Raw genomic sequence first — 12626 nt, forward strand, 5'->3', positions numbered from 1 at the left:
AAGGCAAAATTAAAAGGCATGAGTCCGGTTCAATACCGAAATCATGCCCAAGTAGCTGCCTAAATTTCTGTGTCTAACTTTTTGGGTTCAGATCAGGTCTTGTGGCTTTTTAAATTCATATCAAGAATGTAATCAATTAGAAAAGAAACTGAAATAGAGGATTGTTAAAATGGAAGAGTAGCTCTTTACAAAATGTAGGGGAAAAGGAAGAGTAGAATGGAAACACATGTAGAAAAAGCACTAAGCGAGTGGAAAAAGGAAATCAATACTTTGTTAGATGGCATTGATAAGGAATATGAAGAAACAAAAAGCGAGTTACAGGTGTATTCCTATAAATACAACATCACAAAACAAGTCGTCCAGTCTACGGTGAATGAAGAACTGATTCGGAGTATTCGTGAACAATATCAAAAGCCATTTGAAAAAAAGTTTAATGAATTAAAGGGGTCTATAAAGGAACTGGAAGAAAGGAAAAAAGTTTATCAAATGTTTATTGATAAAATAGATCGAGTTTTTGAAAAAGGGGATGAATCCACTCCTGCATTTAGAAACGACACTTATTAGACTCTTTAATGATATACATATTATTTTCTATAGAAAAATGGACTCCAGGAGTGAAATCCTGGGGTCCTCTTGCCTTTTATAGGATGAAAAATCCTTAAATCATTGTTTTACCCTAATCGATTATAGTAAGTAATTTTTCAAAAAGCTGTAATTAAATGAAATTTTATAAGCTTTATCCAAAAGGAAACGGATTAGTTAAATTTAATAATAAGGTGCCATACACACTGATTAACTTTAATAATAAAGAATCCCACAGAGTCTGAAAAAGCCTCTAGAGGGGTTATTTTATCGGAATTAAGATTTCAAATCGATTGCTTGGTTTACTTGGCTCGTAATGTTCATCATAAATTTCAAGGCTATAAGACTGATAATCACGCTCATAATTACTTTTGTCTATCCACTGATGGATATATTCATAGGTTCGATCAATATGATCTCGTTCCATCACCCCATGATGATAGAAGGAAGCATAAGTATTTACGGGAACAGTCAGCTGGACCATATCGTTAGGTACATTAGAAAATTTTTGGACTTCTACTGTGACGTAATAGGTAAAGTCTGTTTTGCGATTATGAGAAATACCGAGTCTTCTCTTGCGGTTTACTACATCGCCGATTTCTTCTAAACGTTCGATTAATCGAAACCACAGCCTTGGTATCAGCACTTCTGCTTCACTGAACGCTTTGTAAGGAGCTGCAAACTCGTACCCCGCCACTTTTATTTCCTCTAGCTGAACAATTCGATTAAATATCTCTGGGGATGTACTGTTTATTTTAAATGGAGGCAGGGCCCGTTCTTTTAAAATAAAATAGCCGCCTTTTACACCCGGTTCTGAATATAAAGGGACTCCGAGTTCACTTAATTCTTGTAAATAGCGCCACATCGTCCGGTAAGAAACTTGAAATTCGTCAGCCATTTCCTGTACAGTAAACTGCTTTTTAATATTTACGAGTTCCATCAATTCAATTAATCTTTTTGATTTGGCCATCGATCTCACACACTTTTATAAATTTTTGAAAAATATGACAGAAACTGTCCAATTTCGCTGATATACTGATTCTGAAAATAACAAATGAAAAAGGAAGGTTGGGTTGTATGGAAATTAAAGTTGAGCCTAGAAATGCTTTTAATGGAATTGGTGTTAAGTGGAGTGGTACGTATGAGCAGGCAGCAAAAGGTGAAATAAGGACCATCCAGCAGGAATTTAGAAACAGAATAGATCAAATTAAGAATTTGGTCAACCCGAACATTATTACAGGTCTATCGTATCACAATGATGCCAATGGTTTTACTTATTATTTAATAGCAGAAGCAGAAAGTCTTGATTTTATTCCAGAAGGGATGGAGGGGATATCCGTTCCGTCTTATACCTTTGTTACATCTAGTTACCAAGGGGAACAGGTGCATGAAGCATATAGTTATTTGCATCGCTGGATTGAACAAAACGGTTTTACTTTAAATCAAGACGAATTGTTCTATTTAGAGGAATATCCTGTGAAATATAATCCGTTAACAGATCCTCCGCGTTTAAAAATTCATATCCCTGTAAAGGAAAAAGAGTAAATGGAGCGAAATATCTAATAAGATAATAAAGATGTGAATCATCGATTGAGGAGCGGACAGCATGTTAACGTTTATTCTTGTGGTATTTGCGTTATTTTTAGTCCCAGGGCCAGCTGTCATAGTCACCGTCTCACAAAGCCTTAAAGCGGGGAGGAGAGCGGGGATTATGACTGGTGTCGGGATAGCAATTGGCGATTTGCTCCATACGCTTGCAGCCGTTTTAGGTCTTTCTGCGATCTTAATGACATCAGCAGCTGCCTTTGAGGTTGTAAAGTATTTAGGAGTCGCATACCTTGTTTATATAGGAATCCGGTCTTTTTTTGAAAAAAGTAAACCAGCAGCAAAAAAGGAAACCGCCTCGATGTCTTTTCGCCAGGCCATTCTTATTGAACTATTGAACCCAAAAACGGCTCTCTTTTTCCTGGCATTCCTGCCACAATTCGTAAAGAGTGATGGACCATCTGTTACGATACAGCTTCTTATGCTCGGCCTTACTTTTGTCATCATGAGTATTCTGTATACCACTTTGCTCGCCCTGTTAACAAGTTCAATTGGGGAGCGGCTGATTGTGAAGAACGGCAGAATCTCCCGTTGGCAAGGGAAAATCGTTGGAGCTATTTATATTGGGTTAGGATTAAGGTTAGCAATGGAAAGTCAAAATTAATACGGTTATGGGGGAACTTGGTGAACACCTGGTTTAGGAGCAGGGGCCAAGTTTTCATTTTAAAAAAAGCTTTGGGCAGGCTCTAGTCAATATAGGGGAATTAGAGCTTGTCCTGTATTTATCAGGTAGAAATTCGGTATTTCTATCGGTCAAATTTTCGTTTTATCGGTCAAAACTACGTTTTATCGGTCAAAATCAAAGTCTATCGATCAAAATCCACTTTAAAAGTCAAAATCCTAAGCTATTGGTCTAAACCCCTTTTCTCCTAAGCTCCAAAGATCTAACTTTATACCTTACCCTATTAGTCCAATTCCACAATCCTATAGTTTCAGATATTGATAAAATATGTTACATTTAAATTACTATTGGTTTTCAATTGCCAATTTATATAGACTTTATTTTTTCAAAATTTAGAAAAACGGGTTTTCATGAAGAGGTTATGTCTTCCTAGAGTGTGTAGGCATTTGGGTAAATAGGCGTGTTTAAGCAATATATAGATTGTCCTTGAGTTTACCGCTATTAGGAACGGGATATAATGTTTAGTATTATTCGACCAGGGGCTAGGAGGAATTAGTATTGGAAAATTTGCATCCAGATTTATTAAGAGTAATAGAAAATATTGAAAAAGTTATGATTGGGAAAAGACAAGTTGCTGAACTAAGTTTAGTAGCTTTATTGGCAGAGGGACACGTTTTGCTTGAGGATGTGCCTGGTGTTGGGAAAACGATGATGGTTCGGGCGCTCGCTAAATCAGTAAGTGCGAAGTTTAGAAGAATTCAATTTACCCCGGATTTACTGCCTTCAGATGTAACGGGGGGTATCTATCTATAATCCGAAAGAACTAGAATTTGAGTTTAAGCCAGGACCGATCATGGGGAACATCATTTTAGCGGATGAAATCAACCGTACCTCACCCAAAACCCAATCGGCTTTATTAGAAGGTCTAGAAGAAAAAAGTGTAACAATTGATGGGGTCACTCATTACTTAGATCGACCATTTTTTGTTATGGCGACGCAAAACCCGATTGAATATGAAGGAACTTATCCGCTTCCGGAAGCACAGCTTGACCGTTTTCTTTTAAAAATGAAAATGGGCTATCCTTCTGTTAAGGAAGAGGTAGAAGTGTTAAGCCGTGCGCAAAAAACACCTCCAATTGAAGAATTAGAACCGATTATTTCATTAGAAGAATTACGTCAGCTGCAGCAGCAGGTTCGCGAAGTCCTCGTAGATGACACTCTTAAAAAATATATTGTCGATATTGCAACAAGGACGAGAGCTCATGCAAGTATCTTTTTAGGGGTTAGTCCTCGGGGCTCAATTGCGCTTATGAAAGCTGCACAAGCCTATGCACTTTTGCATGATCGTGATTATGTAATTCCTGATGACATTCAATATTTAGCGCCTTTCGTCTTTACTCATCGGATTATTTTAAAATCAGAAGCTAAGTTTGAAGGCATTTCTGCAGAGGATGTTATTAAACAGATACTCGGACGAGTTCCAGTACCTGTACAAAGGCTTGTGAGATAAATGAAAAAGTGGAAACCTTATTTCCTGACCTTTAGTAAGCTCTTTATTCTTTTACTTCTGTCTGCCGTTGTGTTCAGTTATGCGATGTTCCAAGGCGGATTTGTCAGCTGGTTTTTATTTTATAGTTTTCTGCCGTTTGCCCTATATTCATTTGTATTGGTCTTTTATCCAATCCGGGATTTTAAGGTGGAACGGGTCATTTCGCATAAGGAACGGTTAGCAGGTGAATCCCTGCCAATCCGGTTAATCATTACAAGGAGAATTCCCATCCCCTTGTTTTATTTGATAATGGAAGAGCAGGTATCTGAAAAAACATCCAAACGGTTTAACCACACCTCGTTAAAATCACTTGTTATTCCGGGATTTAGAAAACATATTGAAGTAGCCTTTACGATTCATCATATCCCAAGGGGAGAGCATGAATTTACAGGTATTCGGATGAAGGTTGGAGATGTATTAGGCCTTATTGAAAAAGAGGTTATCATTCCATGCGAAAGCAAGGTTCTCATCTATGCTGCATATGAAGATATGATTTACCGTCCGGTTGAACATCAATATGAGCAAGGGACGACATCCTCTAATGTAAAGGTTCAACGAGATACATCCATGGCGATTGGCGTAAGAGATTATCAGCCAGGAGACCGTTTTTCTTGGATTAACTGGAAAGCAACTGCGAAAAAGAATGAAATAATGACAAAGGAGTTCGAGCAAAGACGATCTCATGATGTCATGATTATTTTGGACCGAACTCCTTCTAATCATTTCGAAAGAGTTATTAATTACGCATCTTCTCTAACCCGTGCGATTCTGAAAAAAGGCGCCCAATGCGGGGTTACTTCGGTAGGGATGGAAAGAACAATCATTCCGATTCGTGAAGGGGAAAATCATCTTCAGGCAATTCAATTTCATCTGGCAAAAGTAGAAGCTGACTGTGAACAAAGCTTTTATCAAGTGTTAGAAAGCGAAAGAGTAAGACTGCTTCAGCTTCCGATCATGATGGTCCTTACATCTACTATTAATCAGGGACTTATCGATGAAATGAGAAAATTAACGCTGCGAAATGCACAAGTTATTCTCTTTGTCATAAAGGGCAAAAACGAAAGGCTAACAGCCCAGGAAGCCGAACTTAGAGTACAAGGTGCTCAAGGCGGACTTTGGATTCGCTTTGTCCATGAAGGCGAATTTAGTGAATCCTTTGTAGGGGTGAGGCGATCATGAAAAAACAATACCAATTAAACTGGTTAACCTTTATCCTTCATATCTTTGGATTTTTACTTTTATGGGAATGGATTCGGCCGCTTGAAAAAATTGCCGATACTGGAGATACGCATGTATTTATCTTATTCATAGGCGCAGGGCTTCTGCTCTTTTATCTCCGGATTCATTGGGCCGTTCATTTATTCATTAGCGTTATTTATATTCTATATACGATTTATGTCCTGTTCCCAATCCAAGGAGTCTTTTCTTTTTGGGACTGGTTCCCTTTCTATCGGGAAGATGTCTTTTATAATATCAAGCTTATTTTCCAGGCGGATTGGCAAGCAATGTCTAACCCGTTCAGAACGACTTTATTCTTTATCGTATTGTGGCTAATGATTTACTTAATCCATTATTGGCTGGTGACAAGAAAAAGGATTTTTTTATTCATCTTCTTTACGTTAATCTATATCACCGTTTTAGATACGTTTTCACCGTATGATGCTAAAGGTGCAATCGTCAGAACCGTTGTCATTGGCTTTTTAACAGTGGGTCTGCTCTACTTCTCCAGGCTGCTGGATCGAGAAGGAATATCCCATAAAGGAAGAGTTTTTAATAAATGGGCATTTTCATTGGCATTAATGGTCGGGTTCAGTACATTAGTAGCCATTGCTGCACCGAAAGCGAGTCCAATTTGGCCTGACCCTGTTCCTTATCTAGAGGCATATTACAAACGAGGCGAAGACCCAGGCGGTTTAAGAAAATCTGGGTACTCTATGGATGATTCTCAGCTTGGTGGTCCTTACATCGCAGATAATACATTAGTTTTTCAAGCGGAAGTAGATGACACGCACTACTGGCGAATAGAAACAAAAGACGTGTACACGGGAAAAGGATGGATCGCAGCGCAGCCTTCGTCAACGATTCCATTCGAGGGTTTAGACCCTGTTCCGCTTTCCATTTTTCCTGAAGAAAGCCGCGGAGAAAATGAAAGAACAGCACAAATTCAGTTTGCACAGACGTTTACTCAGCTTGTATATCCTTCTGGAATAAAGCAAGTTATCGATACAAACCCAAATGCAAGTTTTGTGTTAGATCCGTCGGTAGAGCGGATCACTCCATTGCGGAATGGCAATCCAACACCGATTACTTCTGCCGAGTATACTTACCATATGCCATTATATAGTTTAAGTGGAATGAAAGCTGCACAAAACACAGGCGGATTATCACCTGATTTTGTAGCCCGATACACGCAGCTGCCTGAGGCGCTTCCATCGAGGGTGGTAGATCTGGCTGAAGAAATAACGGCAGATAAAACCAATTGGTACGACAAAGCGGCGGCGATCAGGGATTATTTGCGGAGCGGCAGTTACACTTATGACCAATTAAATGTCGCTATTCCTGGAGAGGATGACGATTATGTCGACCAATTTTTATTCGAAACATTCCGCGGGTACTGTGACAACTTTTCCACATCAATGGTAGTTCTTCTGCGGGCAGCAGACATTCCGGCACGTTGGGTAAAAGGTTTTACAGAAGGTACTGTTAGTGATTACCAATCAGATGGGCGAATTGTGTATGATATCCAAAACAATAATGCCCATTCCTGGGTAGAGGTTTATTTCCCTGAAGTAGGCTGGGTTCCGTTTGAGCCTACACCGGGATTCTCGAACAATGTAACGATAGATTACGATTTGGAAACTAATCTTGATGATACGGAAACACCTGAACTTCCAGAAACAGAAAAGCCTGAAACACCAACTCCTGAGGAAGAAGATCAATCTTCAGCAGGCGGAGGAAACGGTCTGACTTTAAGCGAGATTTGGGACAATATTAAGACGTTTGTTGCTGCACATGTATTCTGGTTCATAGGCGGTTTCATTATCGCAGCCCTAATCGGTTTGTATCTGTATAAGATCAGGGCTAAATGGCTGCCGCGGATTCTTTTCCTGAGGTATCGTAATAAAAATGATGCATCTTCCTTTATGGATTCTTACGTTTCTTTGCTTCGACAATTTAAGAGATATGGTATTAAATTAGAAGACGGACAAACGTTAAGAACCTATGCAAAATATATTGATTCTTTCTTCTCAACAAATGATATGTCCAAAATCACAATGGTTTATGAAAGTTTTGTTTACGGACAAAACCAAGAAGCAGATTTTAAGGAATTGATGAAATGTTGGGAAAATTTAATGAAAAAAACAATGGCTTGATTATCTTGCAAACGGCTGATAAAATACGTTTAAATTGAAGAACCTTATTCACCTAAAAGCTGAATAGGCTCTCAAACGAATTTAACTAGAATTCTGTCAATTGCTTGACAGGTTCTAGTTTTTTGTTTCGAGCGTGATAAGTGCGGGCTTGCAATCGCCTGCGTCTAGCCTAAAGCGCTAGCCAAGTTTTCTTTAAGGAGACTTCAATTAAAAGAAAAAGGGCAAATTGAATAAACGAGGTGACTGTTATGACAAAATCAGCTTTTCCTGAACAGGAAAAAATAGTTGTATTGGATTTTGGAAGCCAGTACAACCAATTAATCACAAGGAGAATTCGTGAATTTGGCGTGTATTCGGAATTACATCCCCATACGCTTTCTGCTGAAGAAATTAAAGAGATGAATCCAAAAGGAATTATCTTTTCTGGAGGACCAAATAGTGTATACGGTGAAAATGCATTTACTTGTGATGAAAATATTTTTAACTTAGGTGTTCCAATTCTCGGTATTTGCTATGGTATGCAGCTTATTACTCACCTTTTTGGCGGTAAGGTGGAAAAAGCCCAGCATCGAGAATATGGAAAATCTACTTTATATGTAAAAGAGGATTCTCCTCTATTTACGAAACTTCCTAAAGAACAAACGGTATGGATGAGCCATGGTGACTTAGTAGTACAAACTCCAGAAGGCTTCCGTGTAGATGGCACGAATCCATCTTGCCCCATTGCAGCGATGAGTAATCCCGAAAAAGATATTTATGCGGTTCAATTCCATCCTGAAGTTCGTCATTCGGAGTACGGCAATGATCTATTGAAAAACTTCGTTTTTGAAATTTGTCAATGCAAAGAGGAATGGTCGATGGAAAACTTCATCGATTTAGAGGTGGAAAGAATCCGTGCGTTAGTGGGAGATAAAAGGGTTCTATGTGCTTTAAGCGGCGGTGTAGACTCCTCAGTCGTGGCGGCATTAGTTCATAAAGCTATTGGGGATCAGCTGACTTGTATGTTTGTCGATCATGGACTATTGCGGAAAGGGGAAGCTGAAGGAGTGATGAAAACATTCTCTGAAGGCTTCCATATGAATGTGGTAAAAATCGATGCAAAAGACCGTTTCTTAAGTAAGCTTGCAGGCGTATCCGATCCTGAACAAAAACGGAAAATCATCGGGAATGAGTTTATTTATGTTTTTGATGATGAAGCAGCCAAGTTAGAAGGAATTGATTTTCTCGCACAAGGTACGCTCTACACCGATATTATTGAGAGCGGGACAGCGACAGCACAAACAATTAAATCACACCATAATGTAGGCGGTTTGCCCGAGAATATGAAATTCAAACTAATTGAACCGCTGAATACCTTATTTAAGGACGAGGTTCGAGCCCTTGGAACCCAATTAGGACTTCCGGATGAAATCGTATGGCGTCAGCCTTTCCCTGGCCCAGGACTGGCGATCCGGATCTTGGGGGAAGTAACAGAAGAAAAATTGAAGATTGTTCGTGAATCTGATGCAATCCTTCGTGAAGAAATTCGTAATTTTGGCTTAGAACGTGATGTTTGGCAATACTTTACCGTCTTGCCAGGGATCAAAAGCGTGGGGGTTATGGGAGACACCAGAACCTATGATCATACGATTGGGATACGTGCTGTAACGTCCATAGATGGAATGACATCTGACTGGGCTCGTCTTCCTTGGGAAGTTCTTGAAAAAATTTCAACCCGAATTGTGAATGAAGTGGAACATGTAAACAGGGTTGTTTATGACATTACTAGTAAGCCGCCAGCTACAATCGAGTGGGAATAACCCTCTTTTACGAACGTTCATAAAATAATTTAAATAAATTGTTCGGATTTAGGGTTGACAACCATTCTGCGATTTTCTACAATGAACTTTGTAATTATACTAAAATTTAATAGCTACATTACGTCGTATAATATCAGGAATATGGCCTGATCGTTTCTACCGAGCTACCATAAATAGCTTGACTACGAGGTAATGTGAAATATGGGTTATCTTTGTTTTGTCAGACATAAGACACCCGTTTCTTCACATGCCCTTGTCAGCACTCCGACGTAAAAAGTCAGGAGTGCTTTTCGTTTTATTGGGGGATAATAAAGATAAAAAATACCTCATCAAAACGAAACTTTCAAGTACGGTCCCTTTGGAAGAAAGTATGGCGTTAATAGGAGGAGAACAGATGAAGAAATTTTTCCAATTTGAAGAATTGGGAACGAATTATCGTCGCGAATTCATCGGTGGTTTAACAACATTCTTATCCATGGCTTATATTTTGGCTGTAAACCCGCTGACATTGACAATGGCTGATATTGAAGGGCTGGACGAGTCAATGCGGATGGATTACGGAGCTGTGTTCGTGGCAACTGCCTTGGCAGCAGCAATTGGTACCTTGCTGATGGGGCTTATTGCGAGATATCCAATCGCTCTAGCACCAGGTATGGGATTAAACGCATTTTTTGCTTACACGGTTGTTTTAACGATGGGAATTCCGTGGGAAACAGCTCTTACTGGAGTATTATTTTCAGGTCTGATCTTTATTTTGTTAACAGCTTCAGGTCTTCGTGAGAGAATCATTAACGCAATTCCGGCAGAACTTAAATTTGCAGTTGGTGCAGGTATTGGACTTTTTATAACATTTATTGGACTTTATAATGCAGGAATTGTTGTTAACAATGATGCGACACTTGTTGGTATAGGGGATTTATCAGATCCTAATGCTTTATTAGCTATATTTGGATTAGTTGTTACTGTAATTCTTATGACCAAGGGTGTAAATGGCGGAGTCTTCTTTGGGATTGTTCTTACTGCAATCGTTGGGATGATTTTTAATTTAGTTGAACCTCCTACACAAATCATTGGAGAGATTCCAAGTATAGCCCCAACATTTGGTGCAGCACTGGATCCATTCTTTAATGGGTTCGAAGGTATTTTTACAGTTAACATGCTTGTAGTTGTCCTAACATTCCTTTTCGTAGACTTCTTTGATACAGCAGGAACACTGGTTGCTGTAACAAACCAAGCAGGTCTATTGAAAGATAATAAACTGCCTAGAGCAGGTAAAGCACTTTTTGCAGATGCAACAGCAACAGTTGCAGGTGCTATTTTAGGAACTTCAACTACAACTTCCTATATTGAATCATCAGCAGGAGTAGCCGCTGGCGCTAGATCTGGATTTGCTTCTGTAGTAACGGCCGGATTGTTCATTGTGTCACTATTCTTCTTCCCGTTACTATCAATTGTAACCCCAGCAGTTACCGCACCAGCTTTAATTATTGTCGGGGTATTAATGGTAGCATCTTTAGGCAAAATTGAATGGGATCGTTTTGAAATAGCAGTACCAGCATTTTTAACAATCGTTGCGATGCCACTTACCTATAGTATCTCAACAGGTATTGCAATTGGTTTTATTTTCTATCCGATCACAATGATTATTAAAGGAAGAGCAAAAGAAATTCATCCAATTATGTACGGACTGTTTGTAGTCTTCCTGCTTTACTTTATATTTATTGCGTAACCAGAACGAACTCCTTAGGGAAAAATCGCCTAAGGAGTTTATTCTATTAAGAAGGATTTTAATATGAATTTGTTTTATATCTGCAAAGTTTATTTGGTGGCTTTATATGCATCGGTCAAAAGGAAAATGGCTGTAATAATGTGCATAATCATGCCTACAAAAGGAATCCAGGCAATACAGCTAGTAACAATTCCTAAAATACTTCCGTGTGTATTCTGTTTTTCGCGAATTGAGAAAACTAAAGTTAAAATATGAAGTCCGAGTAAAATAAATAACGGAGCCCAAAGTGTAGATAGAATAAGAATACCGCCAATTAAAGGTATTCCCACCATTGCCTCCAGTCCTCCTGTTATCCATTTTAAAATGGCTGAAATAGTCATCCTTCCCCTCCTCCAAAAGTTCCATATCTTCCATATACTATACTTAAAAGTTGGACAGAACATACCTATATTCCAAATGGCAGAAATAGGTGTAGAAATATGTCGAAAATCGGGTTGACGGTCAAAAATTGTAGTGATATGATTAAAAACGTCTTTTGCTAACGATGTGTCAGCGCTAACCGAGCGTTGACATGTTGTTTTTATAGGGTTAATAGTTTGGTAGATTCTTTAAATACTAGTCATCCGAGTAATGTGAAAAGTTACCAATAGACAAACCATCCATTAGCCTATATAATTAAATTCTTGCTCATTAAGAGTGAGTAAAAAGTTTTTCTGAAATAATTTATTCAATAGCTTTTAATTTGGTTATAGTGTTATTATTAATTCTGACTGATTAAATATTAATCACTTCCGATTGGTTATTGGATGCCGAAGTATTAGATAGAATACACTGGTAAAAATATTATTGACACATAATAATATATGTGATATAATATAAAAGTTGCTCCTGCGTCAGAGCTTTTTCGAAGAAGTGATCTTCAGCTCGTCGCATGGAACTAAAGAAGTAACTCATTGTTCCTTGAAAACTGAACAAAGAAAAGCGTCAACGTTAATTCTATTTTTTATTTTTTCGAGCTATATCAAACACTTTTATGGAGAGTTTGATCCTGGCTCAGGACGAACGCTGGCGGCGTGCCTAATACATGCAAGTCGAGCGGACCTGCGGGAGCTTGCTCCCAATGGTCAGCGGCGGACGGGTGAGTAACACGTGGATAACCTGCCTGTAAGACTGGGATAACTCCGGGAAACCGGGGCTAATACCGGATATGATTTTCGTTCGCATGAACGAAGATGGAAAGGTGGCTTTTAGCTACCACTTACAGATGGATTCGCGGCGCATTAGCTAGTTGGTGAGGTAACGGCTCACCAAGGCGACGATGCGTAGCCGACCTGAGAGGGTGATCGGCCACACTGGGACTGAGACA

At 39.0% G+C, this 12626-nt stretch carries 9 protein-coding genes, 1 rRNA gene, 2 pseudogenes and 1 riboswitch; of the genes and pseudogenes, 9 read left to right on the forward strand and 3 right to left on the reverse strand.

Features of this window, described 5'->3' with window-relative positions; genetic code table 11:
* Positions 1 to 216: 216 nt before the first annotated feature.
* Positions 217 to 564, forward strand: coding sequence for a hypothetical protein (locus tag CRO56_RS22265; protein ID WP_097160823.1), 348 nt, complete (start codon positions 217 to 219; stop codon positions 562 to 564).
* A gap of 280 nt (positions 565 to 844) precedes the next feature.
* Here CRO56_RS22265 and CRO56_RS23335 read toward each other — a convergent pair whose 3' ends face one another.
* The gene (locus CRO56_RS23335; protein ID WP_281257353.1) at positions 845 to 1369 is read right to left on the reverse strand and encodes a GyrI-like domain-containing protein; all 525 of its coding nucleotides are present in this window, start codon (positions 1367 to 1369) and stop codon (positions 845 to 847) included.
* Positions 1343 to 1552, reverse strand: a pseudogene (locus CRO56_RS23340) (helix-turn-helix transcriptional regulator); the annotation flags it as partial. The pseudogene CRO56_RS23340 and the gene CRO56_RS23335, both read right to left, overlap by 27 nt.
* 107 nt (positions 1553 to 1659) lie before the next feature.
* Here CRO56_RS23340 and CRO56_RS22275 point away from each other — a divergent pair.
* The 7 genes and pseudogenes from CRO56_RS22275 (at position 1660) to CRO56_RS22305 (ending at position 11260) form a co-directional block, all read left to right on the forward strand.
* The gene (locus CRO56_RS22275) at positions 1660 to 2127 is read left to right on the forward strand and encodes a GyrI-like domain-containing protein (protein ID WP_097160825.1); all 468 of its coding nucleotides are present in this window, start codon (positions 1660 to 1662) and stop codon (positions 2125 to 2127) included.
* Positions 2128 to 2188: 61 nt separating this feature from the next.
* The gene (locus CRO56_RS22280; protein ID WP_097160826.1) at positions 2189 to 2791 is read left to right on the forward strand and encodes a LysE family translocator; all 603 of its coding nucleotides are present in this window, start codon (positions 2189 to 2191) and stop codon (positions 2789 to 2791) included.
* A 630-nt stretch (positions 2792 to 3421) separates the two neighbouring features.
* Positions 3422 to 4319, forward strand: a pseudogene (locus tag CRO56_RS22285) (AAA family ATPase).
* Entirely contained in the window at positions 4320 to 5537 is a 1218-nt protein-coding gene (locus CRO56_RS22290; protein ID WP_097160827.1) for a DUF58 domain-containing protein, read from the forward strand.
* Positions 5534 to 7732, forward strand: a complete 2199-nt coding sequence (locus tag CRO56_RS22295; protein ID WP_097160828.1) for a transglutaminase TgpA family protein — start codon at positions 5534 to 5536, stop codon at positions 7730 to 7732. Before CRO56_RS22290 ends, CRO56_RS22295 begins: the two co-directional genes overlap by 4 nt.
* 248 nt (positions 7733 to 7980) lie before the next feature.
* On the forward strand, positions 7981 to 9531 hold the full coding sequence (gene guaA / locus CRO56_RS22300) for a glutamine-hydrolyzing GMP synthase (protein WP_097160829.1): 1551 nt from the start codon (positions 7981 to 7983) through the stop codon (positions 9529 to 9531).
* A 103-nt stretch (positions 9532 to 9634) separates the two neighbouring features.
* A riboswitch (purine riboswitch) is annotated at positions 9635 to 9736 on the forward strand.
* Positions 9737 to 9925: 189 nt separating this feature from the next.
* Positions 9926 to 11260 (forward strand): NCS2 family permease, encoded by a 1335-nt coding sequence (locus CRO56_RS22305; RefSeq protein ID WP_097160831.1) that lies wholly within the window; start codon positions 9926 to 9928, stop codon positions 11258 to 11260.
* An 89-nt stretch (positions 11261 to 11349) separates the two neighbouring features.
* On the opposite strand, the gene CRO56_RS22310 is transcribed toward CRO56_RS22305, so the two are convergent.
* Entirely contained in the window at positions 11350 to 11640 is a 291-nt protein-coding gene (locus tag CRO56_RS22310; protein ID WP_097160830.1) for a hypothetical protein, read from the reverse strand.
* Positions 11641 to 12290: 650 nt separating this feature from the next.
* Between CRO56_RS22310 and CRO56_RS22315 the strand changes: the two genes are divergently transcribed.
* Positions 12291 to 12626: ribosomal RNA gene (locus CRO56_RS22315) — 16S ribosomal RNA — on the forward strand; the annotation flags it as partial.

It is taken from the genome of Bacillus oleivorans, from assembly GCF_900207585.1.
Lineage (GTDB): Bacteria > Bacillota > Bacilli > Bacillales > JC228 > Bacillus_BF > Bacillus_BF oleivorans.

Coding starts and splice junctions, on each gene's coding strand:
- CRO56_RS22265 (WP_097160823.1), top strand. CDS start 217: ATGGAAACACATGTAGAAAAAGCACTAAGCGAGTGGAAAAAGGAAATC.
- CRO56_RS22275 (WP_097160825.1), top strand. CDS start 1,660: ATGGAAATTAAAGTTGAGCCTAGAAATGCTTTTAATGGAATTGGTGTT.
- CRO56_RS22280 (WP_097160826.1), top strand. CDS start 2,189: ATGTTAACGTTTATTCTTGTGGTATTTGCGTTATTTTTAGTCCCAGGG.
- CRO56_RS22290 (WP_097160827.1), top strand. CDS start 4,320: ATGAAAAAGTGGAAACCTTATTTCCTGACCTTTAGTAAGCTCTTTATT.
- CRO56_RS22295 (WP_097160828.1), top strand. CDS start 5,534: ATGAAAAAACAATACCAATTAAACTGGTTAACCTTTATCCTTCATATC.
- guaA (WP_097160829.1), top strand. CDS start 7,981: ATGACAAAATCAGCTTTTCCTGAACAGGAAAAAATAGTTGTATTGGAT.
- CRO56_RS22305 (WP_097160831.1), top strand. CDS start 9,926: ATGAAGAAATTTTTCCAATTTGAAGAATTGGGAACGAATTATCGTCGC.
- CRO56_RS22310 (WP_097160830.1), bottom strand. CDS start 11,640: ATGACTATTTCAGCCATTTTAAAATGGATAACAGGAGGACTGGAGGCA.